General features: G+C 46.6%; 25 protein-coding genes. All 25 read left to right on the top strand.

What is annotated here, in order from left to right:
• Positions 1-29: 29 nt before the first annotated feature.
• On the top strand, positions 30-461 hold the full coding sequence (locus BacF7301_RS09560; protein WP_167962255.1) for an acyl-CoA thioesterase: 432 nt from the start codon (positions 30-32) through the stop codon (positions 459-461).
• A gap of 207 nt (positions 462-668) precedes the next feature.
• Positions 669-2,192, top strand: a complete 1,524-nt coding sequence (gene flxA, locus BacF7301_RS09555; RefSeq protein WP_167962253.1) for a flexirubin biosynthesis tyrosine ammonia-lyase FlxA — start codon at positions 669-671, stop codon at positions 2,190-2,192.
• Position 2,193: 1 nt separating this feature from the next.
• Positions 2,194-2,922, top strand: coding sequence for a flexirubin biosynthesis SDR family reductase FlxB (gene flxB, locus BacF7301_RS09550; protein ID WP_167962251.1), 729 nt, complete (start codon positions 2,194-2,196; stop codon positions 2,920-2,922).
• Positions 2,923-2,950: 28 nt separating this feature from the next.
• The gene (locus BacF7301_RS09545; protein WP_167962249.1) at positions 2,951-4,174 is read left to right on the top strand and encodes a beta-ketoacyl-[acyl-carrier-protein] synthase family protein; all 1,224 of its coding nucleotides are present in this window, start codon (positions 2,951-2,953) and stop codon (positions 4,172-4,174) included.
• Positions 4,175-4,194: 20 nt separating this feature from the next.
• A complete protein-coding gene (locus BacF7301_RS09540) occupies positions 4,195-4,446 on the top strand; it encodes an acyl carrier protein (RefSeq protein ID WP_167962247.1) in 252 nt (83 codons plus the stop codon).
• A 2-nt stretch (positions 4,447-4,448) separates the two neighbouring features.
• The gene (locus BacF7301_RS09535) at positions 4,449-5,390 is read left to right on the top strand and encodes a lysophospholipid acyltransferase family protein (protein WP_167962245.1); all 942 of its coding nucleotides are present in this window, start codon (positions 4,449-4,451) and stop codon (positions 5,388-5,390) included.
• Positions 5,371-6,465 carry a FlxJ family methyltransferase gene (locus BacF7301_RS09530; protein ID WP_167962243.1) on the top strand — a complete coding sequence of 365 codons (1,095 nt, stop codon included), beginning with the start codon at positions 5,371-5,373 and terminating at the stop codon, positions 6,463-6,465. Before BacF7301_RS09535 ends, BacF7301_RS09530 begins: the two co-directional genes overlap by 20 nt.
• Position 6,466: 1 nt before the next feature.
• Positions 6,467-6,901 carry a hotdog family protein gene (locus tag BacF7301_RS09525; RefSeq protein WP_167967152.1) on the top strand — a complete coding sequence of 145 codons (435 nt, stop codon included), beginning with the start codon at positions 6,467-6,469 and terminating at the stop codon, positions 6,899-6,901.
• Positions 6,898-7,341 (top strand): acyl-CoA thioesterase, encoded by a 444-nt coding sequence (locus BacF7301_RS09520; RefSeq protein WP_167962241.1) that lies wholly within the window; start codon positions 6,898-6,900, stop codon positions 7,339-7,341. The genes BacF7301_RS09525 and BacF7301_RS09520 overlap by 4 nt, the downstream gene beginning before the upstream one ends.
• Positions 7,326-9,101: a beta-ketoacyl-[acyl-carrier-protein] synthase family protein gene (locus BacF7301_RS09515; RefSeq protein WP_167962239.1), complete on the top strand. Its 1,776-nt coding sequence runs from the start codon at positions 7,326-7,328 to the stop codon at positions 9,099-9,101. Before BacF7301_RS09520 ends, BacF7301_RS09515 begins: the two co-directional genes overlap by 16 nt.
• Before the next feature lie 17 nt (positions 9,102-9,118).
• The gene (locus BacF7301_RS09510; protein ID WP_167962237.1) at positions 9,119-9,400 is read left to right on the top strand and encodes a phosphopantetheine-binding protein; all 282 of its coding nucleotides are present in this window, start codon (positions 9,119-9,121) and stop codon (positions 9,398-9,400) included.
• Between the two features lie 3 nt (positions 9,401-9,403).
• Entirely contained in the window at positions 9,404-10,693 is a 1,290-nt protein-coding gene (locus BacF7301_RS09505) for a beta-ketoacyl-[acyl-carrier-protein] synthase family protein (protein WP_167962235.1), read from the top strand.
• Positions 10,694-10,705: 12 nt separating this feature from the next.
• The gene (locus tag BacF7301_RS09500; protein ID WP_167962233.1) at positions 10,706-11,737 is read left to right on the top strand and encodes a beta-ketoacyl synthase chain length factor; all 1,032 of its coding nucleotides are present in this window, start codon (positions 10,706-10,708) and stop codon (positions 11,735-11,737) included.
• Positions 11,734-12,414: a polysaccharide deacetylase family protein gene (locus tag BacF7301_RS09495; protein WP_167962231.1), complete on the top strand. Its 681-nt coding sequence runs from the start codon at positions 11,734-11,736 to the stop codon at positions 12,412-12,414. Before BacF7301_RS09500 ends, BacF7301_RS09495 begins: the two co-directional genes overlap by 4 nt.
• 11 nt (positions 12,415-12,425) lie before the next feature.
• Positions 12,426-13,061, top strand: coding sequence for a flexirubin biosynthesis/transport protein LolA2 (gene lolA2 / locus BacF7301_RS09490; RefSeq protein ID WP_167962229.1), 636 nt, complete (start codon positions 12,426-12,428; stop codon positions 13,059-13,061).
• Positions 13,036-13,596, top strand: a complete 561-nt coding sequence (lolB2, locus tag BacF7301_RS09485) for a flexirubin biosynthesis protein LolB2 (protein WP_044653335.1) — start codon at positions 13,036-13,038, stop codon at positions 13,594-13,596. The genes lolA2 and lolB2 overlap by 26 nt, the downstream gene beginning before the upstream one ends.
• A 3-nt stretch (positions 13,597-13,599) precedes the next feature.
• On the top strand, positions 13,600-14,013 hold the full coding sequence (locus tag BacF7301_RS09480) for an ApeI family dehydratase (protein WP_167962227.1): 414 nt from the start codon (positions 13,600-13,602) through the stop codon (positions 14,011-14,013).
• Positions 14,010-15,200 (top strand): DUF2062 domain-containing protein, encoded by a 1,191-nt coding sequence (locus tag BacF7301_RS09475; RefSeq protein WP_167967151.1) that lies wholly within the window; start codon positions 14,010-14,012, stop codon positions 15,198-15,200. Before BacF7301_RS09480 ends, BacF7301_RS09475 begins: the two co-directional genes overlap by 4 nt.
• Complete coding sequence (locus tag BacF7301_RS09470) at positions 15,197-19,063, top strand: 1-acyl-sn-glycerol-3-phosphate acyltransferase (protein ID WP_167962225.1); 3,867 nt, start codon at positions 15,197-15,199, stop codon at positions 19,061-19,063. The genes BacF7301_RS09475 and BacF7301_RS09470 overlap by 4 nt, the downstream gene beginning before the upstream one ends.
• Complete coding sequence (locus BacF7301_RS09465) at positions 19,056-20,546, top strand: phytoene desaturase family protein (protein WP_167962223.1); 1,491 nt, start codon at positions 19,056-19,058, stop codon at positions 20,544-20,546. Before BacF7301_RS09470 ends, BacF7301_RS09465 begins: the two co-directional genes overlap by 8 nt.
• Entirely contained in the window at positions 20,539-22,257 is a 1,719-nt protein-coding gene (locus BacF7301_RS09460) for a C45 family autoproteolytic acyltransferase/hydrolase (protein WP_167962221.1), read from the top strand. The genes BacF7301_RS09465 and BacF7301_RS09460 overlap by 8 nt, the downstream gene beginning before the upstream one ends.
• 1 nt (position 22,258) lies before the next feature.
• Positions 22,259-23,554, top strand: a complete 1,296-nt coding sequence (gene flxY, locus BacF7301_RS09455) for a flexirubin biosynthesis putative acyl-CoA ligase FlxY (protein ID WP_167962219.1) — start codon at positions 22,259-22,261, stop codon at positions 23,552-23,554.
• A 60-nt stretch (positions 23,555-23,614) separates the two neighbouring features.
• On the top strand, positions 23,615-24,184 hold the full coding sequence (locus BacF7301_RS09450; protein WP_022137641.1) for a hypothetical protein: 570 nt from the start codon (positions 23,615-23,617) through the stop codon (positions 24,182-24,184).
• 18 nt (positions 24,185-24,202) lie between these two features.
• On the top strand, positions 24,203-24,931 hold the full coding sequence (locus BacF7301_RS09445) for a DUF481 domain-containing protein (protein WP_167962217.1): 729 nt from the start codon (positions 24,203-24,205) through the stop codon (positions 24,929-24,931).
• Between the two features lie 45 nt (positions 24,932-24,976).
• Complete coding sequence (locus BacF7301_RS09440) at positions 24,977-25,591, top strand: hypothetical protein (protein ID WP_022137643.1); 615 nt, start codon at positions 24,977-24,979, stop codon at positions 25,589-25,591.
• Positions 25,592-25,619 lie beyond the last annotated feature (28 nt).

Raw genomic sequence — 25,619 nt, 5'->3', positions numbered from 1 at the left:
GTCGAATTCAAAAAGATTAAGTGAAAACAATGGAAGAAATCGTATTTCACCACACGCTGCCTATTCAGTTGCGCTTCAATGACGTAGACAAATTCGGTCATGTCAACAACACTGTTTATTTCTCTTTTTACGACTTAGGAAAGACTGAATACTTCGCTTCAGTATGTCCGGGAGTGGATTGGGAAAAGATTGGCATTGTCGTCGTTCATATCGAAGCGGATTTCGTCAAGCAGATTTTCGCGTCAGACCATATTGCCGTGCAGACAGCTGTTTCCAAGATAGGCACCAAGAGTTTTCATCTGATTCAACGGGTGATAGACACGGAAACGAATGAGGTTAAATGTGTCTGCAAGTCTATCATGGTGACTTTCGACCTGGAAAAGCATGAATCCATGCCGCTGACGGAAGAATGGATAAAGGCGATATGCAATTATGAAGAGCGGGATTTGCTGAAAGCGTAGTTCGGATTCTTCTCACAGAGAAGATACTGTCTCTGTACCGATAAGACACCACTCCGTTGACAAGGAGCAAATCCCTGGCAAATGGAGTACCAAACAAGCAAAACCGGCTTCTCCGGAAAAGTTTTATTTTGATTCATGTCCGCTATATAATAGAAATTGCCTATTTTTGCACCTTATTATCAAGGCATAAAATATCTAGTACAGAAAATGATAGCTGACAAAAGTATAAATTTAGATACCCTTTATAAAGTATTGTTTGAAGACGAGAAGCTGGAACTCTCCGAAGAATGCGTTCGAAAAGTAGAGGAAAGTTTCAATTTCCTGCAATCTTTCTCCAGCGATAAGATTATTTATGGTATCAATACCGGGTTCGGTCCGATGGCGCAATACAGAATAGAAGACCAGTCATTGATTGAACTTCAATACAACATCATCCGAAGCCACTCTACCGGCGCCGGAAAACCGCTCCCCGAACTTTATGTGAAAGCAGCTATGATTGCCCGCCTGTACACTTTCCTGCAAGGTAAATCGGGAGTGCACATGGAACTGGTATCGCTCCTTTGCGAATTTATCAACCGAGGCATATCTCCCTTTATCCCCGAACATGGAAGCGTTGGCGCCAGCGGCGACCTCGTGCAACTAGCTCACATAGCCCTGACACTGATAGGCGAAGGAGAAGTCTTCTATCAGGGAAAATTGCGTGATGCCGCCACCGTACTCCGGGAAAATGGTCTGAGCCCGTTCTCCATGCGTATCCGCGAAGGATTATCCGTGACCAACGGAACTTCCGTAATGACAGGAATCGGCATCGTCAACCTGATTTATGCTCGGAAACTGCTTCGTTGGTCGGTAGCCGCTTCCGTTATGATGAACGAAATCGCCGCCTCTTACGATGACTTCATGGCTCAGGCACTGAACGAAGCCAAACATCACCGCGGACAACGGGAAATTGCCGCAATGATGCGAGAATGGGTAAGTGGCAGCCAATGCGTGCTCCAAAGAGAGAACGAACTGTATAACCAAGTACACAAAGAAAAAATCTTCGAACATAAAGTACAGCCTTATTACTCTCTGCGCTGTGTTCCGCAAATACTCGGTCCCATCTATGACGAACTGGAGAATGCGGAAGAAGTATTAATCAATGAGATAAACTCCGCTTGCGACAATCCGATTGTCGACCCGGAAACACAGAATATTTATCATGGCGGCAATTTCCACGGAGACTATATCTCCTTCGAAATGGACAAACTGAAAATCGCCGTGACCAAGCTGACCATGCTCTGCGAAAGACAAATCAACTATTTGTTCCATGACCGCATCAACGGCATCCTGCCGCCATTTGTCAACTTGGGAGTATTGGGACTGAATTACGGCCTGCAGGCATCCCAATTCACGGCAACGTCCACCACCGCCGAGTGTCAGACCTTATCGAACCCGATGTACGTCCACAGTATCCCCAACAACAATGACAATCAGGACATTGTCAGCATGGGTACCAACTCCGCCTTATTAGCAAAAACCGTCATTGAGAATTCCTACCAGGTGATGGCTATTCAGTTCATGGGGATGGCACAGGCTGTCGATTATCTGAAGATACAGGAGAAACTAAGTCCGAAAAGCCGGCAGGTTTACGATGAAATCCGTAGTTTCTTCCCTGTTTTCACCAATGACACACCTAAATATAAAGAGATAGAAGCTATGATAGCTTATCTCAAAAAAGAAAATAAATAAGATGAAATATGCATTAGTAACCGGTGGAAGCCGAGGTATCGGTCGTGCCGTCAGTTGTAGGCTGGCGGAAATGGGCTACTTTATACTTATCAATTATCAGAGTAACGACGCGGAAGCGGAAAAGACATTGCAATTAGTGCGGGAGAAAGGGAGCGACGGTGAATTGATGAAGTTCGATGTCACCGATTCCGAAGCGATTGCCGTTGCCTTGGGCAACTGGTCTTCACAGCATCCCGACGAATATATCGAAGTACTGGTCAATAATGCGGGTATTCGCAAAGACAACCTGATGATCTGGATGACGGGCGAAGAATGGAGCAAAGTGCTCGACATCAGCCTGAACGGTTTCTTCCATGTGACACAGCCTTTGCTGAAAAACATGCTGGTGAAACGCTACGGGCGTATCGTGAATATCGTATCCCTGTCGGGCATCCAGGGAATGCCGGGACAGGTCAACTACTCGGCAGCCAAAGGCGGCGTGATTGCCGCGACGAAAGCGCTGGCACAGGAAGTAGCCAAGAAGAAAGTGACGGTCAACGCGGTGGCTCCGGGATTTATCCGCACGGACATGACCGAAGGTATTGATGAAAACGAATGGAAAAAGCATATCCCCGCAGGACGTTTCGGAACTCCGGAAGAAGTGGCCGACCTGGTAGGTTTCCTGGCATCTCCGGCATCATCCTACATCACGGGAGAAGTGATTTCCATCAACGGCGGACTATATACTTAAAAAACAAAAGCATAGAATAGACAATATAATGAAAAGAGTTGTTATCACGGGAATGGGGATTTATTCTTGCATCGGCAAGAATCTGGATGAAGTAAAAGACTCACTATACAATGGGAAATCGGGCATCGGCATAGACCCGGCACGGAAAGAACTAGGTTATTTTTCGGCACTGACAGGTATTTTGGAACGTCCCGACCTGAAGAAGCTACTGGACCGGCGCAAACGTCATTGCCTGCCGGAACAGGGAGAATATGCTTATCTCGCAACATTAGAAGCTTTCCGCCATGCCGGCATTGACGAAGCTTTTCTCGAAAACAACGAAGTCGGTATTCTGTATGGAAACGACAGCAGTGCCGCCCCTGTTATCAATGCGGTGGACATTATCCGTGAAAAGAAGAATACGGCACTGGTCGGTTCCGGTTCCATCTTCCAGTCGATGAACTCTACCGTGACGATGAACCTGTCTGTCATTTTCAAGCTAAGGGGCGTCAACTTTACCATCGCAGGAGCCTGTGCCAGCGGTTCGCATGCCATCGGCATGGGATATCTGCTTATCAAATCGGGATTGCAGGACTGTATCTTATGCGGTGGCGCGCAAGAAGTGAACCCGTATGCCGTAGGTAGTTTTGACGGGTTAAGTGCGTTCTCCACCCAGGAAGCAGAACCGGAAAAGGCTTCGAAACCTTTCGATAAGCGACGGGACGGACTGATACCAAGCGGTGGAGCTGCCAGTCTGGTGCTCGAAAGCTACGAATCGGCAGTGAAAAGAGGTGCGCCTATTCTGGCTGAAGTGGTCGGATACGGTTTTTCATCCAATGGCGACCATATTTCCGTGCCGAATGTAGACGGTCCCAGACGTTCTTTGCAAATGGCTGTCAAGGATGCAGGTATCGCGCTCGAGCGTATCAAATATATTAATGCACACGCCACTTCAACTCCGGTAGGCGATTTGAACGAAGCGAAAGCCATCGCGGAAGTGTTCGAAGGACACCGCCCGTATGTAGCTTCCACCAAGTCCATGACAGGACATGAGATGTGGATGGCGGGTGCCAGTGAAGTAATCTACTCCACCCTGATGATGAACAACAATTTCATCGCTCCCAACCTCAATTTCGAGGAACCGGACGAAGCCTCGGCGCAGTTGAACATTCCGGCTCAACGGGTAGACTTGGAATTCGACACATTCCTGTCCAACTCCTTCGGATTCGGTGGAACCAATTCCACTTTGATAGTGCGTAAATTCAATAAATAATAGATTAAAAGAGAAACCATATGACAAACGAAGAAATCATCGAGAAAATAAGAACCACTCTGGCAGAAGAGTTTGAAGTAGACATCGACATCATCCAGCCGGATGCGCCGTTAATGGAGACTCTCGAACTGGACAGCCTGGACTTGGTCGACATGGTGGTGCTGGTAGAAAAGAATTTCGGGTTTAACGTGACCGGACAGGATTTTGCAGGTATCAAGACCTTTCAGGACTTCTACAATCTTGTTATTACCCGCATGCAGGAAGCTAAATAAGCATGTCGACGTGGAAAGGCAAAACCCGGGGTGGAACGTTCGGATACTTATTCTTTATTTATTTAATTAAGTATCTGGGCATCACCGCCGCTTATATTTTCTTGAGCCTGGTAGTTCTTTATTTTATACCGTTCGCTCCGAAAGCGACGAAAAGTACCTGGTTTTATGCCCGCCATATCTTGAAATACAACCGGATACGTTCTGTTGGAATGTTGCTGCGCAACTATTACCGGCTGGGACAGATTCTGATTGACAAGGTAGCCATCGGCAATGGGAAAGCAGACCGATACCGGTTTGAGTTTGAACGGTACCCGGAGTTTCTGCGATTATTGGACAGCGAACAGGGAGTGATTATGATTGGCGCCCATGTGGGAAACTGGGAAATAGGCGTTCCTTTCTTTGATGATTACGGAAAGAAAATCAATATCGTGATGTACGATGCCGAGCATCGCAAAATCAAAGAGATGTTGGAGAAAAACGGGCGGGAGAAGGAATACAAGATTATTCCTGTCAATGAAGACAATCTGACGCACGTTTTCCGCATCACTGAAGCGTTGAACAAAAAAGAATATGTCTGTTTCCAGGGCGACCGCTATCTGAATAAGGAGAAGCTACTGACAGGCAGATTGTTGGGACGGGAAGCTCCTTTCCCTGCCGGACCTTTCTTGTTGGCTTCGCGGATGAAAGTACCTGTCGTTTTTTATTTCGCCATGAGGGAATCGGGAAGAACCTACCGTTTTCATTTCATCGTGGCGGAGCCGGTGGTACGAAACAAGGATAAAAAAGCGGAGACAGCTCTGCTCGAACAATATACCGTTGCTTTGGAACAGATACTAAAGCGTTATCCGGAACAATGGTTTAATTATTACCCCTTCTGGGAACCTGCCGGAAAGCAGTCACCGGATTCAAAAGAAAGACAAAAAGATGCAACAGAACAGATATGACAAAGAACCGTTGACAGCGGTAGAAGCCCAACGCCTGGCACAGGAGATAGCTTTCGGCCCTGTCGTATTTCAGGTATCGCGCCTAATGCTTAAATTCGGTATTTTCCAGTTGCTTGCGGACCACCGGAACGGACAGACGCAGGAAGAAATCAGCAAGGCTTGCGGACTTTCTTCTTATGCCGCACAAGTATTATTGGAAGCATCGTTGACCATCGGAACGGTGTTGCTGCGCGAAGGCCGGTACTCACTCGCCAAAGCCGGCTGGTTCTTGCTCAATGACAAGATGGTGCGCGTCAATATGGACTTCAACTATGATGTCAATTATCTGGGTATGTTCCATCTTGAGGAAGCCCTGACCAACGGACGTCCCGAAGGGTTGAAAGTATTCGGCGAATGGAGTACAATCTATGAAGGATTGTCCAGTCTGCCGCCACAGGTACAAAAGAGTTGGTTTGGTTTCGACCACTATTATTCGGATTGCTCGTTTGACGAAGCACTGGCTATCGTTTTCGCCCGTCATCCCAAGACTTTGTTGGACGTAGGCGGCAATACAGGCCGTTGGGCAACGAAATGCGTCAGCTATGACTCCGCAGTGGAAGTGACCATCATGGATCTTCCGCAACAACTGGAGATGATGCGCCAACAGACCCAAGAACTGCCCGGAGCAACACGTATCCACGGGCATGGCGCCAACCTGCTCGACCCGCAGGTTCCTTTCCCCACGGGATTCGACGCCATCTGGATGAGCCAGTTCCTCGATTGCTTCTCGGAAGAAGAGGTGACCAGCATACTGACACGTGCCGCCCGCTCTATGGACAAAGAAAGCCGGCTCTATATCATGGAGACTTTCTGGAACCGGCAGAAGTTTGATACAGCCGCTTACTGTCTGACGCAAATCAGCCTCTACTTCACAGCAATGGCAAACGGCAACAGTAAGATGTACCACTCGGACGACATGAAACGATGCATCGAAGCAGCGGGACTGGAAATAGAAGAAATGCACGACCACCTGGGAATGGGACACAGCATCGTACAGTGCAAACTGAAAGCTACAACAGAAAACAATGCAGACTAAGATGAACAGGGAAGCTATCATACACGGAGAAGGAATACTCGGACTGATTCCGCAACGGTCGCCCATTGTCATGGTGGATAGTTTCTTCGGCATCGAAGAGAACTGTTCATATTCCGGGCTGACCGTCACGTCTGATAACATCTTTTGCGAAGCAGGAAAACTGCAAGAACCGGGAATCATCGAGCACATCGCCCAATCGGCAGCCGCACGTATCGGGTTTATCTACACCCGGCAGGGTGAAAAAGTTCCGTTAGGCTTTATCGGTTCGGTGGATAAACTCAAGATTTATGATTTACCGGAAGTGGGAATGACACTATTTACCGAGATTACCGTCGTGCAGGAAGTATTCGATATTACGCTGGTTGCCGCACAAGTAAAAGCCGGTGAAGAATTGATAGCCGAATGCCGGATGAAAATATTTATCAAGAAAGGATGAAACGGAAAACGAGTCAACATACGCCCGCTCTGACCAACCGGACTACATTCAAAGTGCGGTTCAGCGAAATAGATTCCATGCAAATCGTATGGCACGGTGAGTACGTGCGTTATTTTGAAGACGGAAGGGAAGCCTTCGGCAAGCAGTATGGTTTGGATTATATGAGTATTTACCGCGAAGGGTACATGGTTCCCATTGTTGATTTGACCTGCCAGTTCAAGCAATCGTTATCTTTCGGTGAAGAGGCAATTGTCGAGACTCGCTATATCGCTTGTGAAGCCGCCAAGATAAAGTTCGAATACGTCATTTACCGGGCTACCGACCAGAGCATAGTAGCGACCGGAAGCACGATGCAGGTATTCCTGAATCTGAATAAAGAACTGGAACTTATTAATCCGCCGTTTTATATGGAATGGAAAAAGAAATGGAACATTCTCTGAACATATATATTACAGCTCATACGCTTATTACTTCACTGGGCTTCGGCATACAGGAAAATACGGAAGCTATCCGTGCCTGCCGGAGCGGCATCCGCATGCAGGAAGCCGGACGGGTATCCGACAGTCCGCTATTGGCAGGCATGATTGACGCTGCCGAATTGGAAAGACGGGCGAAGCAGATGCAAATAACGGATTATACCCGTATGGAACAACTATTTATATTGGCTGTTCAAGAGGTGATTTCCCAGTCGGGAGCCAGTCTCCGTGAACCGGATTGTGCCTTGCTGCTCTCTACAACAAAAGGGAATGTCGATTTATTAAGTAAGCAGGTTGCTCCGGGCGAACCGGATGGTTCTTCTATACAGCTACCAACGGACAGTCCTGCTTTTCTCTGGAAAATGGCGGAGCGAATCGGCAAGTTCTTCGGAGCCTGCAATCAGGTAGATGTCATTTCCAATGCCTGTATATCAGGAGTTTCGGCACTCGTTGTAGCTAAAAGGCAGATAGAATCGGGACGTTACAAACGGGTCATTGTTGCCGGCGGAGATATCCTGTCTCATTTTATCACGAGCGGGTTTCTGTCTTTCAAGTCTGTCAGCGCACAACGCTGCCGACCTTACGATATCCGACGGGACGGATTGAGTCTGGGCGAAGCCTGCGGAGCCGTGCTTTTAGAAACTCAGGGAAGCGACAACGATATTATTCTCTCCGGGGGAGCTGTCAGTAACGATGCCAACCATATATCCGGTCCATCGCGGACGGGAGACGGACTGGCAATGGCTATCGGTCAGGCTATGGAAGAAGCAGGAGTAACTCCCGGAGACATCAGCTTTATCAATGCGCACGGAACAGCTACGGTCTACAATGATGAAATGGAATCCAAAGCTATCCATCTGGCAGGATTATCAACAGCTCCGGTGAATAGCTTGAAGCCTTATTTCGGACATACGTTAGGAGCTTCGGGCATTATTGAAACGGTTCTTTGCATAGAGCAATTGAAAACAGGAATACTCTACGGGACTTTAGGCTACGAGACACTCGGTGTTCCTATGCCTGTCACCGTCTATGGCACGCATCAACCGATGCCAATGAAATGTTGCGTCAAAACCGCTTCCGGTTTCGGTGGATGCAATGCCGCACTCGTATTGTCTCTCCCTGCTGCCTGTCATCATCAGAAACAGATTCCTTTCTCCAAGGCACTCACCGAATCAGTGAACAGTATCACTATCAGACCGGGAGTGGTAGAACATGACGGAACAGTCATATTCAGTTCTTCGGAGACGGACTTTGCACCGTTTATCCGGGAAGCCTACAAAAACTTGGGAGAAAACAATATGAAGTTCTATAAAATGGATGACCTGTGTAAACTGGGATACGTGGCTGCCGGCTACTTATTGAAAGGGACTGATTATCAACCGGAAGAGATTGGAATTATTCTTGCCAACGCTTCTTCATCGCTGGATACGGACTGCAAACATCAGACTCTTATCAGCAAGGAAGGAGACAAAGCCGCCAGTCCCGCCGTATTTGTCTATACGCTCCCGAATGTGGTACTGGGTGAAATCTGCATCCGGCATAAGATAAAGGGAGAAAACACGTTCTTTGTCTGTCCGCATTACGAGCCTGATTCTTTAGAGGATTATGCACGTATCGTAATGGCTAAAGGGAAGTTGCGCACATGCATCACAGGCTGGTGCGAACTGATGGACGGACAATATCAGGCAGAATTTAAACAACTTACTAATATATCAACGACTTAATAACATATTGACAACTTATGGATAATTCAAATCAAACCTCAAGAGAACTGATGGACGAAGTGAAAGGTAAACTCATCGAAGAGTTGAACCTGGAAGAAATCACTCCAGAAGATATAGACGACGAAGCACCCTTGTTCGGGGATGAAGGCCTCGGTCTTGACTCTATCGACGCCCTCGAAATCATACTGATTCTGGAACGTGAATATGGCATTAAAATAGAAAATCCGGGTGAAGGAAAACAAATCTTCTACTCGGTGCGCACATTGTCTGACTACATTGCAGCCAATCGTAAAGCCTGACGCATGAAGATTTACGTCACCGGATTGGGAGTTGTTTCGGGCATCGGCATCGGAGTTTCCGAAAACATAAAGGCTTTGAGACAAGGGAAACATGGTATCGGAAAAGTAACTCTTTTCCCGACTGCCCTCGACGTGCCCGTATCCGAAGTGAAGCATAGCAATGAGGAACTGAAACAATTGCTCGGCATCTCTCCGCAACGGACTGTCTCACGCACAGCATTGTTGGGAATGGTGGCGGCTAAAGAAGCGTTGGAAGATGCAGGACTGAATCAGAGAACATCACGGTATGCGCAGCAACCGTCACAACATATACAGCAACCGTCACAGCAGGACTCTCAACAGACACAGCAGGATTCTCAACCGTTACGTATCGGTTTTATTTCTGCAACTTCCGTCGGCGGCATGGATTTAAGCGAGCATTTCTATGAATCATTCAAAGAGAATCCTGAACGGGGACGACTGCGTGAAGTCATCTCCCACGACTGCGGAGCCAGTACGGAACTGATTGCTTCCTACTTGGGCATCAACGATTTCATAACAACCATCAGTACCGCCTGTTCGTCAGCCGCCAACGCTATCATGCTGGGAGCAAGGATGATTAAACACGGGTTATTGGATGCCGTTGTTGTCGGGGGGACGGATGCGCTTTGCCGGTTCACACTGAACGGTTTCAACTCTCTTATGATTTTGGATAAGGCACATTGCCGTCCCTTTGACCGTTCGCGTACGGGACTCAACCTCGGAGAAGGGGCAGGTTACTTAGTGCTTCAACCGGAAAGCTCACTCCGGCGAACTCCTTATTGCGAACTTAGCGGTTACGCTAATACAAACGAAGCCTACCACCAGACGGGAAGTTCTCCAGAAGGAGACGGCGCCTTTCTATCAATGAGCGAAGCAATCGCTTCAAGCGGTATTTCTCCCGAAGAAATAGACTATATCAATGTGCACGGCACAGGCACTCCCGGCAACGACGCATCGGAAGGAATGGCATTACGGAGAATCTTCGGAGAGCACGTTCCGCCGTTCAGTTCGGTGAAAGCCTTTATCGGACATACTTTAGGAGCTTCCGAAGGGATTGAAGCGGTATATTCCGTTCTTTCCTTATATAAAGGTATGACTTACCCGAATCTGAACTTCACGGACGCGATGCCCGAAACGGGACTGATACCGGAAACGACTTTCCGGGAAGGAATCCCCGTACGCCATGTATTATCCAACTCTTTCGGTTTCGGTGGGAACGATTCATCGCTTCTCTTTTCTGCAACTACTATTCCGCAAGGAACGAACCTTTAAGTTATTATGTCTATGCAGCCAGTCTATATCCAACGCATCGCCTCGATTCATCCTCAAGGAAAACGGGATGACAGCCGTCCTTATCTCCAAGCCTGTGAGCCTGATTATAAGAATATCATTACCAATCCGACCTTACGCAGACGCATGAGCCGTATCGTAAAAATGGGGGTAGCCTGTGGATTAGAATGTATAGGCGGACTGCCGCCCGAAGAGATACAGGGAATTATCACAGCCACAGGACTAGGCTGCCTGGTCGATACAGAAAAGTTTCTGAACACACTGATAGACAATGAAGAACGGATGCTGAACCCTACCCCCTTCATCCAGTCGACATTCAACACAATCGGTGCGCAAATCGCCCTGATACGTGGGATACATGCCTACAACATGACTTATGTACACCGTGGTCTAAGTTTCGAAAGTGCTTTGCTGGATGCCATGATGAAGATTTGGGAAGGAAGCGGGCATATACTGGTAGGAGCCATGGACGAAATGACGGATACCAGTCACGCCATCCAACAGCGACTGGGGATACTAAAAGGAATAGAAGCCGGAGAAGGCGCGCAGTTTTTCCTGTTGAGCCGGGAAGCCGGAGAACACCCGCTTGCTGAAATAAAAGGGATAGAAACTTTCGCCGGGCAGCAAACGACAGAAGAAATCCAAAACCGGATTATGCGTTTTCTGCAACGGAATGGATTAAATAGCCGGGATATTCAGTGGTTTATGACCGGAAAGAATAAGCAGCAATCCTGGCAGGATAATTCTTCGAAGCAGACAATCATATCTGAAAAAGATGTGCCATTGAATCAAGCAATCACCTCTGAAAGTAATGCCATTTATGAGAAACTCGAAACAAACCTCTTTCCGGAAAGTATGCATCTCAGCTTCAAAGACGAATGTGGCGAGTATCCTACCGCCTCATCGTATGCAGTATGGAAAGTAGTGAAAGAATCGGAGAACTGCACTACTCCTACGAATATACTGATTTATAATCATCACCACTCCATCAATCATTCTTTGATTCTAATCCGGAAAAGCGTATGATTATCACCTGTATCGTACTTGGTTCATTGTTGATACTGTCTTTTCTCGTCTATGCTTCTTATAGCATCCGGTCGGGGATTTATCTCCGCTCGTTTTGCAGAAAGCGTACTGGAGAAAAGGTAGTAGCCTTGACTTTTGACGACGGTCCCGACCCGATACAGACTCCGAAAGTACTGCAAATACTGAAAGAACAGCAAGCAACAGCCTGTTTCTTCTGTATCGGACACAAGGTAAAAGGAAATGAAAAACTATTGCAGCAAATGGTAGCGGAAGGACATCTGATTGGAAATCATTCATTTACCCATTCCGGTTTATTCCCGCTATACGGACTCTCCAGGATGAAAAAAGACCTGCAAACTTGTCAGTCTGAACTAGAACGAGTAACTTCGCAGCCGGTAACTTTGTTTCGTCCGCCATTCGGAGTCACCAATCCGACGATTGCGAAAGCCGTCCGGCAATTGGGTTACACCTCTATAGGATGGAACATCCGTACACTGGATACACAACAGCCGGCACCGGACAAAGTACTCGACAGAATCCGGAAAGGTCTTAAACCAGGCTCTATTATCTTGTTGCACGACCGGATGCCGGACAGCGGGCAACTGGTGAAGCAGATACTGGATTTACTGAAAGAACAGGGATATACCGTTGTCCGGCTGGACGAACTATTGGCATAAAATAAAAACGTATGAGAACTTTAGTTACATATACATTACTTATCTTTCTGTCCGTTAGCTCTGCCCATGCGCAAGGCATGAAGAAGTTGACGCAACTTCAGGATTTTGAGAAACGCCTGGCAGAAGAAGCACAGACCGTACAATCTATCGAAAGTGATTTCACGCAAGTGAAATACCTCGACATATTCGACGAAAAAGTTACTTCCAAAGGGAAGTTCTACTACCAGAAGAGCAATAAAATCTGCATGGAATATTTCCGCCCGATGGACTATCTCATCGTGATAAACGGCAGTAAGCTCAAAATCGTTTCGGACGGTAAGAAAAACATTATGAACCTGAGCGCCAACAAGATGATGGGGCAGATGCAGGATATGCTGACTGCCTGCATGATAGGCGACCTCTCCAAAATGTCGTCCAACTACCAACTGGCATACTTTGAAGATGCACAATTCTATCTGGTCAAGATAAAACCGGTCAATAAAGCCGTACAAGCCTATATCACCGGGATAGAAATCTACCTCGACAAGAAAGATATGTCGGTACACAAACTCCGCCTGTCCGAAACAGTCACGAATTATACCGAATACGAATTCTATAACAAAAAATTCAACTCCCTGAAGAATGAGACGAAGTTTGCGATTCGTTAGTCGGACGGTTCTGCTTTTCCTAGTGATGCAGTTATCGGTTTCCTGCTCTCCGCGCATAAGCGGGGAAGGCAGCATAGTGCCGCCTGCTATCGAACTGGCAAAAGGAGAAAGCTCGCAAAAGTATAATATCCAGTTGGACTTCATGAAACATCACATGAGCGGCATGCTGATAGTACGCCGTATGCCCGACAATGAAATCCGGATAGTGGCGTCCACCTATTTCGGGCTAAGCCTTTTCGACTTCTCCCTTCAAGATGGCAAGTTCAATGTCAACAGTTGCATAGAACCCATGCAGAAAGAAAAGGTACTGAAACTTCTGGAGATGGACTTCAAACGCCTGTTTCTAAGCGAGAAAAGTATTCGTGCGAAGATGTCCAAAGACGGTTCGACGGAAAAAAGAGCCAGTGGGAAAGGCTTCGGGAAATCTGTTTTATACATCACAGGCGATATTCCGGGCGACCCGGTACAAATAAAAATAAAGCATCCATGGATACGATTGACAATTCGCCTGGACAAACTATCTAAAGAAATTTAATATATGCTACTTGATAACTTCTATACGCTTCTCTCTTCCGAATCACCGGACTCAATCACCTGGACTATCCAGGTAAAACTGAATCCGGAGCACGCTATTTATCAGGGACACTTTCCGGAACATCCGGTAGTCCCCGGAGTCTGTCTGCTGCAACTTATCAAAGAATGTACTGAAGGTATCCACCGGCAAAAGTTGCAATATACGCAAGTGTCTTCATGCAAGTTCCTGTCAGTCGTCAATCCTGTAAAGACACCGTGTCTGTCAGTAATGCTGACCCTCAAAGATATGGAAGAAGGCAAACTTCAGTTGCAGGCGGAAGGGACTGTAAAAGTGGAAGGAACCGCAGAAGCAGAAGAAACCGCAGAAAACGAATGTTTTATCAAGCTGAAAGCCGTACTTACCTCAACGAAAGCATGAAGGAGCCGCAAAGTACAGCCTACTGGCACGAGAAGTTGAAACAATTGGGGATTATCGTTATCATCCCAAGTTACAACAACGGCAAGACATTGGCGGATGTCATAGAGAGTGTACGCTCCTATGCACCGGACATTCTCGTCGTCAATGACGGTTCGACGGACGAAACAGCCGGGATACTCAGCCGGAAAGCCAACCTACAAGTTATCACCCACCCCGCCAACCGGGGAAAAGGGGTAGCCTTGAAACATGGACTCTGCCACGCAAAGGCACAAGGCTTCCGCTATGCCATCACCATTGATTCGGACGGGCAGCACTTCGCTTCGGATATCCCTTCGTTCATCGAAGCTATCGAAAAGGAACCGGATACCCTGCTGGTAGGTTCGCGCAACCTTGCTTCGGACAATATGCCGGGAAAGAATACATTTGCCAATAAATTCTCCAACTTCTGGTTCACCCTCGAAACAGGAATCAAGCTGCAGGACACACAATCCGGTTACCGCCTGTATCCATTGCAACAGATGAATGTCGACAAATGGTACTATACCGCCAAGTATGAATTTGAACTGGAAGCCCTCGTATTTGCAGCATGGGGAGACATCGCAGTCAAAAACATACCGGTACATGTCTATTATCCACCACAAGAAGAGCGGGTTTCGCATTTCCGCCCGTTCAGGGATTTCACCCGTATCAGCATCCTGAATACGGTACTGGTATTTATCACCTTCTTGTGGATTATCCCCCGCAACTTTTTCCGCAAACTGACCTGGAAGAACTGCAAGCGTTTTTTCTCCGAACATGTCACCCATTCGCCGGAATCCAACCTGCGAATCACGGCAGCCATCACACTCGGAGTATTCATGGGCATCGTTCCGGTATGGGGATACCAAATGCTGATAACCCTGTTTCTGGCACATCTGCTCCGGCTGAACAAAGTCATCGCTATTGTAGCGGCCAACATCAGTATCCCCCCGATGATTCCGTTTTTGCTGTACGGAAGTTACGCAACCGGATGCAAAGTGCTGGGCGAACCCGTCAACCTGCACTTAAATGAGCTCTCTTTCGCAAATGTAAAATCAGTCATAGAGCAATATTTGATAGGAAGTATTATCTTTGCAGTCGTTTGCAGCCTGGTAGCGGGAGTCATTTCGTTCGCCCTGCTCACGACTTGTAGGAGAAAAAAGATATGACCCAGTTTTTTATCGGACTATATGATTATTTTGAAAGACACAAGATTCTGTTCTACCTGTCCCTCATCTGCTGTATCCTGTTCATGGGCTACTTTGCCCTGCAAGTGAAGTTTGAAGAGAACATCACACAGTTCTTCCCCGACACCAAAGATTCACAGAATACCATCAAGGTTTTTGATAATCTCAAGATTAAGGACAAAATCATCGTCATGCTCTCCTCTGCGGATACGTGTAATGCCGTAGAACCGGATTCCCTGATTGAAGCAGCCGGACAACTGCAACAAGCTCTGACCGAAAAAGCAGGCGGGACACTGATAAAAAGTATCTTCGCACAAGTAGACCAGAATCTCGTCAGCGGAGCCACCGACTTCGTTTACGACCATCTCCCACTCTTCCTGACAGACACGGATTACCAGCGGTTCGACTCCCTGCTGACGCAAAAGGGAATACACGCCGCCATGCAGAAGAATTACACCAACCTTCTTTCTCCTGCCGGCATTGCATTAAGAAGTTATATCCTCAGGGACCCGCTCGGACTTGGCAGTGAAGCCCTGAAGCACTTACAGGATTTCCAGTTGGAAGCCAACTACGAAATCTACGACGAACATATCTTCTCCAAAGACGGTTCTACCTTATTGATGTTCATCACTCCGGTATTCAGCACAGGAAGCACCGGTAAGAATGACGAACTCGTCAGAATACTGGAAGAAGAACTCCGGCACGTACAAAGTGAGTCTCCTGTGATTCGGGCGGAATATTTCGGCGGTCCTTCGGTAGGAGTCTACAATGCCCGGCAGATAAAAAAGGACACTATACTGACCTCTACTATCGCACTGCTCATCATCATTGTATTCATCTCATTCGTCTTCAAACGGAAGAGGTCGATACCTTTGATTATTACCCCTGTACTGTTTGGCGGACTGTTTGCCCTGTTCCTGATTTTCTTTATCAAAGGAAGCATCTCGGCTATTGCCGTAGGAGCCGGCTCGGCGGTGATGGGCATCGCACTCAGCTATTCCATCCATATGCTGGCGCATCAAAATCATGTATCCACAGTGCAACAACTGATTAAAGAAATCGCTTACCCGCTAACGGTAGGCAGTTTTACGACCATCGGGGCATTTCTGGGACTGATATTCACCAGTTCCGACCTGCTACGCGACTTCGGTCTGTTCGCTTCCCTGGCACTGGTAGGCACTACTCTTTTCTGCTTGATTTACCTGCCTCATTTCCTAAAGGGACAGGCAGATGTGAAGCAAGGACGTGTATTACGTATTATAGAGAAAATAAACGCTTATTCTTTCGACAAGAATAAATGGCTGGTCGGAGGTATCGCCCTTGTCACCGTCATCTGCCTGTTTACCTCACAGAAAGTAGGGTTCAACAACGATATGATGAGTCTCAACTACGAGCCTCAACATCTCAAACAATCGGAAGAGAAACTGCTGCACCTCTTCGACAGCCATGAAAAGACAGTTCTCTTTGTCAGTGTAGGCAAAGATATGGTCGGAGCTACTGAAACCTATGCAGCGACCAACCGGAAGCTATCCACCCTGAAAGAACAAGGGCTGATAAAAGAATACGCTTCCGCCTCACAGTTCCTTATTTCCCCGCAAGAACAGCAGAAACGCCTGAAGAAATGGGAAGATTACTGGACGAATGAGAAGAAGGAACAGGTTCGCGAACATCTGGAAGCATCCGCTGCCGAATACCGCTTCCGTCCCGGAAGTTTCGACGGTTTCTGCCAATGGCTTACCCAGCCTTTCGGCGAATACCATTACTCTTCCCAAGAGGACGATTTATCCGGCAAGCTATTGAATGAATGGCAGACATCGGCTGATTCCATAACGATGCTTATCAGTCAGATACGAATCAGCGAGACAAATAAAGAAGCGGTATATGCGCATTTCAACAAAGACCGGGATGTCGTCATCTTCGACCGTTCCTACTTTGCCAACAAATGGGTGTCCGCCATCAATGATGACTTCTACCTGATTCTGTATCTTTCTTCTTTCCTGATATTCTTTGCCTTGTGGTTCTCTTACGGGCGTATCGAACTTACGTTGATGAGTTTTCTCCCGATGCTGGTCAGTTGGGTGATTATCCTCGGGCTGATGGGAATCCTGGGGATTGAGTTCAATATCATCAATATCATCCTGTCAACCTTTATATTCGGTATCGGTGATGATTTCAGCATTTTCATCATGGACGGATTGCAAAACAAGTACCGCACAGGCCAGAAAGTGCTGAACTCGCACAAAACAGCTATCTTCTTCTCTGCCTTCACTACGGTGGTCGGAATGGGGGCGCTCGTTTTCGCCAAGCATCCGGCCTTGCAATCTATTTCACTGATTTCCATACTTGGAATGATAGCAGTGGTGTTGGTAGCCTATACCATCCAGCCGCTTATCTTCCGGTTCTTCATTGCAGCCCCGGCATCCAAAGGGTTACCGCCTTATACGCTTATCGGACTGCTACGGACTGTCGCGCTCTTTCTGCTCTTCTTTATCGGATGTATCCTTCTCCGGATATTGATAGCCTTGCTCTATCTGGTTCCCGTACGCAAGAGCAGCAAGCAGCATTTCGTCTGCCGCCTGATACAGATTACCTGCAAAGGGATTCTATTATTGGCTACCGCCGTCAAAAAGGAACATATCAACAAATCCAACGAACGGTTTGACCGTCCGGCCATTATCATAGCCAACCACCAGTCGTTTATTGATATTCTCGTGTTGTTGTCTCTTTCGTCCAAAGTCCTGATGATGACCAATCACTGGGTATGGCACTCCCCTTTCTTCGGAGCCATCATCCGCTATGCCGATTTCTATTATATAGGTGAAGGATACGAACAATATATAGAACGGATGAAGAAAAAGGTGGAAGAGGGCTATTCCATTGCGGTCTTCCCCGAAGGCACACGTACCTATAACGGAAAGATGAAGCGTTTCCACAAAGGAGCGTTTTATCTGGCGGAAACGCTGCAACTGGATATTCTCCCGATTCTGCTATACGGCAACGACAAGATTATTGCCAAAGCGCAGCCTTTCAATGTCCGCAAAGGAATCATCTACACAGAGATACTTCCGCGCATACCCGCAGGTGACCCGTCTTTCGGAGCTACCTATCAGGAACGTACCAAACGCATATCCACCTATATGAAACAGGAGTATGCGCGTATCTGCCGGGAAAAGAATACGACAGACAACCCCGCTTTTTATGAAGCGCTTATCCAGAACTATATCTACAAAGGCCCTATCGTGGAATGGTATATACGCATCAAGGTGAAGATGGAAGGAAATTACCGGTTGTTCAACCGGCTGATTCCCACTCAGGGACAAATCACGGACATAGGCTGCGGATTCGGTCCGTTATGCTATATGCTGTCCCTGCTGTCCGAAGACCGGGATATTCTGGGCATCGACTATGACGAGGACAAGATAGCCGTAGCACAACACGGATGGTTGCGCGGCGACCGTCTTCAGTTCAGGCACGGCAACGCACTTGAATATCCGTTGCCGGAAAGCGACGTGTTTATCCTGAATGATATGCTGCACTATATGAGTTATGAACATCAACGGTCATTGCTGTTGAAATGTGCCGGCCGGCTGCGCCCGCAAGGAATGATGATTATACGTGACGGAAACTCCGCCAACACTTCCAAGCACCGCCTGACCCGTTTCACAGAGCTACTGTCCACGCGCATCTTCAAATTCAACCGGACAATCGAAGAACTGTCCTTCACCACGGAAGCCCAACTGCGGGAGATAGCGGCAACCTGCGGCATGAACGTCGAAACCATACCCAACGACAAATATACATCAAACACCATTTATATATTCAGAAAACCGGACTGGCATGAGTAAATATGACATTATCATCATCGGAAGCGGACTGGGCGGACTGGAATGTGGAGCGATTCTCAGCAAAGAGGGATTCAACGTATGCGTAATAGAGAAAAATGCGCAGTTCGGGGGATGTTTCCAGACGTATCAGCGAAAAGGACGTTTGCTTGATACAGGCATTCATTACGTAGGAAGTCTGGATGAGGGACAGGTGATGAACCAGTATTTCCGCTATTTCGGCATCATGGACAAATTAAAAGTTAAGCGGTTGGACGCCGAAGCTTTCGATACGATTCACTACAGAGGGCAAGCGTATGATTACGCAATGGGATACCCGCAATTTATCGAGACGCTCCACCGGTCTTTCCCTCACGAGAAAGAGAACCTGAAATGCTATACCGAGCAGCTTCAAGCGGTAGGGAACCTGATTAGCGTAGACCATCTGAAACAAGGCGTCATTGCGCTGGAAGGCATGAAGTATTTCTGCACTTCCGCTGCCGGACTGATTGCCGACATCACTCACGACCATACACTGCAAAATGTGCTGGCAGGCTCCGCTCTGCTCTACGGTGGTCTGAAAGATATTTCCACCTTCTATCAGCATGCCATGATTAACCATTCCTATATTGAAAGCGCTTACCGTTTCGTAGACGGAAGCATGCAGGTCAGTCTGGAACTGATTAATGTAATCCGGGCCAATGGCGGTACAGTTCTCAACAACAGCGAAGCAACCCGCATCATCGTCGAAGACGAGAAAGTGCAGGGAGTCATGGTCAATGGTGAAGAACGGCTGGAAAGCGATTATGTCATATCGAACATACACCCCAAACGGACATTGGAAATACTGGACAAGAACCGCAGCATCAAGAATGCCTTTATCTCCCGAATCCGTTCGCTCGACAACACGTATGGTATCTTCACGCTTTATCTGGTAATGAAAAAGAAAAGTACTCCGTACCAGAACCGCAACATCTATCTGCATGGAAACAATAAAGTGTGGTATGACAAGTTGCTCTATCCGGGACGAACTACTAACTGCATGATTTCGATGCAAGCCTCTTCCGAAGACAGCCAATATGCCAGTGTCGTCTCTATCCTGACACCGATGTATATGGATGAATTGTCTACATGGAAGGACTCCTCTCCCGAACACCGCGGCGAAAGTTACCAATCCTTCAAGAAAGAGAAAGCGGAACAAATACTCCGTTTCCTGCGAAGACATGGCTTCGATTTCTCTGAAAACATAGAGGAACTATTCACCACTACTCCGTTGAGTTATCGTGACTACACAGGTACGGTAGACGGTTCCGCATACGGAATCATCAAAGACTATAAATGTCCGCAAATCGGTTTTGTATCTACACGAAGCCGGTTGGAAAATCTATTTTTTACAGGTCAAAACCTGAATGTACATGGCGCACTGGGCGTAACACTGACAGCTATGCTTACATGCACCGAATTTGTGGGACAGGAATATTTAGCTAAAAAGGTAGGAAATGCATAAAGTAATCAAACGGACCATCAAATATACGGGCCTCATTCTCTTGTTGCTCGTCATCGTATTAATAGGCGGAATCAGTTATCTCTACTTTTCAGCGGATATGATGACACCGCCAAAAGAGCCCGACATAATCATGGTAAAAGTGCCTTATGCAGATACTACCGCCCTGGTTCCGGCAGGAGTGACTCACAACGATACTCTCGACCTTCGATATTATGCCGATAACTTCATGCGACACAGCGAAAGCGGATTGTGGGAATTGTTTGTGAGAGGCGATGCCCTTGAAAGAGGGGACGCCATCGGCAAACTGTCTGCCGATTTGCTTCATCATCAGGAGAAAGTATTCGTTGACCAGATTCGTGAGATTATACCTTCAGACAGTTATCTGAAATTTCTACGGTTCTTCATTGTACTGTTCAACCGTAATTTAGGTGAGAATGTCCCTGAAGAATATCGGGAAGAGATTTATGGAATCTCATTATCGTGCACCCACGACTACGACTTTATCGGCACTCCTTACGAACGCCAGTTGAATTACCATGCGGCACATGACTTGGGACATGCCATGCAGGACTATATGTTAGTGGGATGCAGTTCGTTCGCCACCTGGGGAACTCAAAGTGCGGACTCGTCGCTGCTTATAGGGCGCAACTTCGATTTCTATGTCGGGGATGCCTTTGCAGAAAACAAGCAGGTCACCTTCTGCGCACCGTCCAAAGGGTATAAATTCGCTTCCATCGGATGGCCGGGCATGATAGGCGTATTGTCCGGCATGAACGAAACCGGGCTCACCGTAACCATCAACGCGGCAAAATCCGCCATGCCGACAAGTTCCGCCACGCCTATCTCCATCCTTACCCGGGAAATCCTGCAATATGCGTCAACTATCGACGAAGCCCTCGCCATCGCCCAAAAGCGGAAAACTTTTGTCTCCGAATCTATCTTGATAGGCTCTGCCAAAGACGGCAAGGCAGCTATTATCGAGAAATCTCCGGAGAAGACCGTCCTTTTCAACGGAAAGGAAAAAGACAGGATTATCTGCACTAATCATTACCAATCGGATGCATTTGCCAAGGACGAACGGAATATGGAAAACATACGGACTTCCGACAGTCCTTACCGTTATGCACGTCTGGAAGAACTGATTAGCGAGAACCAACCGATGAATCCGGTGAAAGCCGCTTCTATCCTGCGCAACCGTAAAGGGCGGCAAAACGCCGACCTGGGACTGGCAAACGAAATGGCTATCAACCAGTTTATCGCCCACCACTCCGTCATCTTCCAACCTGAGAAGCAGTTGATGTGGGTATCCACCTCTCCGTGGCAATGCGGCAAATACGTAGCTTACGACTTGAACCTGATATTCAAAAAAGCCATCGCTCTCCGGGCTGAGATATACATTCCGGAACTGACCATTCCCGCAGATGAATTCATGCAGGAACCGGAGTTCGAACAACTCCTTACTTACAAAAGGCTTACTCCGTTGCTACTGAAAAAGATAAAAGCAAAGGAGAAAGTGGAAGACAGTCTGCTCAAGGAATACGAAGCGTCCAACCCTTCTTTCTATTATGTGTATGAAGTACTGGGCAATTACTACGAAGCTATCCGCCAGCCTCAACAAGCCGTCGGCTATTGGAAAAAGGCACTGACCAGACCGATTCCCAAACTACAAGAAAAAGAACGTATCCAACAGAAAATACAAAAACACTCTTAAGATGGAAAAGAACCCCGACATTCAGTTCCGCTCACCGGAAGAAATAAAATGCTATCAAGAAGAACAGCTAGCTGAAGCGTTAGCCTATCTGCAAGCACATTCCAAGTTCTACCAACAGATGTTCGAGGAACATCATATTGATATCAACCGGATTCGGAAGATAGAAGACCTGCAACAAATCCCCGTCACCACAAAGACGGATTTGCAACTTCATAATGAAGATTTCATCTGCGTAGGCAAAGAAGAAATCATCGACTACGTGACGACTTCCGGCACATTAGGCGACCCGGTGACTTTCGTCCTCACTTCCGAAGACCTCGACCGCTTATCCTACAACGAGTTTCTATCTTTCACCACCACCGGATGCACCAGGCAGGATATCCTGCAACTGATGACTACCATCGACCGCCGCTTCATGGCAGGACTGGCATATTATATGGGCGCGCGCGAACTCGGCATGGGAGTTATCCGTGTAGGCAACGGCATCCCTGAGCTGCAATGGGATACGATTCGGCGGATACAACCCACTTGCGGAATGGTGGTTCCTTCTTTCCTTATCAAACTGATAGAGTTCGCCGAGAAAAACCATATCGACTATAATGCCTGTTCCATGCAGAAATGTATCTGTATCGGTGAAGCATTGCGCAACCAGGAGTTCCAGTTAAATACGCTCGGACAGAAAATACATGATAAATGGCCTGCCTTGCAACTGTATTCCACGTATGCTTCCACCGAAATGCAGTCATCCTTCACCGAATGCAGCGAATTCCACGGCGGACATCTGCAACCGGAACTTATCATCGTCGAGTTTCTGGATGATAATAACCAGCCTGTTGCCGAGGGAGAAGCAGGCGAAGTGACCATTACGACATTGGGTGTCAAAGGGATGCCGCTGCTCCGCTTCAAAACGGGTGATATCTGTTACCATCACACCTCACCTTGTGCCTGCGGAAGAAACACGATTCGCCTGAGTTCCATCCTCGGTCGGAAAGGGCAAATGATAAAGTACAAAGGCACGACATTATATCCACCCGCATTATTCGATATTCTGGATAATATTCCTTTGGTAAAGAACTACATTATAGAGGTCTACACCAACGAACTGGGTACGGATGAGATTCTGATTCGCATCGGAAGCGAGAACCGCAGCGAGAGTTTTGCCAAGGATATAAAGGACTTGTTCCGCTCGAAAGTCAGAGTGGCGCCAAGCATCAATTTCGAGTCGGCGGAGTATATCGCCAAGATACAAATGCCACCCATGAGTCGAAAAGCGATTAAATTCATTGATTTACGATAACTTTTTTCTACTTTTGGGAATCGATAACAATATACATAATTCACTTTAACATTAACGTATATGAAAAAACTTATCCTATTCTTATTCTTAAGCACAAGCCTGTTCTGTTTCGGACAAGGCAAAAGTGCATTGAAAGATGTTCAGTCTATCAAATTCTATGGTGTAGACTATTCTCAGGTCAAAGTTTTCGGTGCGGATGAATCACCGCTACAATTCAAAGATGCTTTCAGACGTATCAATGAATTGTTTATCACGGAAGCCAAGAAGTATAATGTAGGCAAACAGTTGAGAAAAGAGGTGACGGAAATTTCACTGGACGCCGTTAATCAGGTAAATCGCAATATTAACGAGTCCGAACTGATGACTACTAAAACAGAGTATAGTCTCGACAAAGAACAAATCAAGACAGCCATCGAAGCACTGCCTATTCAGAAAACGCCCGGCGTAGGCATGGTATTTGTCGCACAATTCCTGGACAAGTCCAAAAACAGAGGTACATATGAAGTCGTATTTTTCAATACCGAAACTAAAGAAATCATCGAGGAATGGATTACAGAAGGAAAAGCAGGTGGATTCGGATTACGTAACTACTGGGCCGGTTCCATTCATAGCGCACTCAAGAAATTATAAACAATTAGAAATAGAATTATGAGAAAACTACTATTATTACTGACTTTATTACTGAGTATCAGTACTTACGTTGCAGCTCAAAACTACACAGAAGTTGTATATCTGAAAAACGGAAGCGTTATCAAAGGAGTTATCATTGAGCAAGTGCCCAATGTTTCTTTAAAGATTAAGACCGGCGACGGTAGTCTCATCATCTGCCAGATGAATGATGTGGAGAAAATCATTAAAGAGGAAAGATACACAAGAGATTATCGCACCGATATCGACAATCGCAAAGCAGCGAGAAATACACTGAAAGGCTATAAAGGTTTCGTTGACTTCGGCTACATAGTTGACCTTAGTGATTATGATGCGAACAAAGTAGAAATTTCAACTTCCCACGGATACCAGTTCAATAACTATTTCTACTTGGGTGGTGGTGTTGCAGCAGATTTCTATACCGATGCAGACCTGATAGCCGTACCTATCTTTGTTGATTTCAGAGCCAACTTTATCAACAAGAAAGTAACTCCGTTTGCTGATATCAAAACAGGATATTCAGTTGGAGATGTTGAAGGGGCATATGTTTCTACCGGTATCGGAGTACGTTTTTCTTTGAAAGGTAAAAAAGCTATCAATCTCAAATTGGAATATAATTATCAGCAGCATAATGACCATGGTGATTATTCATACAATAATAATTACTATTCTTATGATTATGACTATGATTTGGAAGGTCTTGGATTTAAAGTAGGATTTGAATTCTAGTAGATTTAAGTAACTAATATCCATAATAACAAGCCAAACAAAAGCATGAAAAAGAGAATAACAACAGTTGTATTATTAAGTTGCTTTACTATCCTTTCATACGCACAAAGCATTGTTATGACTTCCGGTTCTATTGATTTCATTAAAGACCAGAAAACCATTGACTTTTCTTTCTCTTATGAAGAGATGTTGGTAGGCAAGCTAACCGAAAAAGAATATGTAGATAAGAAAGTGTCCGAGTATAACAAGAAAGAAGAGGGCAAAGGCGACCAATGGAAAGAAGCCTGGTATGGTGACCGCAAAGAGCGGTTTGAACCAAAGTTCTTAGAGCTTTTCGACAAATATATGAGTGAGGTAGGTATCACAGCAGGTACAGAAGGAGCACAATATCGAATTGAAATCAATACGGACTTCACAGAACCCGGCTGGAATGTAGGTGTCATGCGACAAAATGCCTCGGTCGACTTGAGTTGCAAAGTGAAGAATATTGAAACAGGCGAGCAAGTAGCCTCTATCCGAATACGCAATGCCTCAGCCAATAACTTTTGGGGTACTGATTTCACTTCCGGATATCGCGTTCAGGAAACGTATGCCAAAGCAGGAAGAGAACTTGCCAAATTCTTCATCAAGAAAGCAAAGTTGCGTAAAATAAAAGACTAAAGCCATACATTGCTTTTGGATATTCCAA

This window comes from Bacteroides faecium (assembly GCF_012113595.1).
GTDB classification, from domain to species: Bacteria; Bacteroidota; Bacteroidia; order Bacteroidales; family Bacteroidaceae; genus Bacteroides; species Bacteroides faecium.
This window is presented reverse-complemented; position numbering and strand designations above follow the sequence as displayed.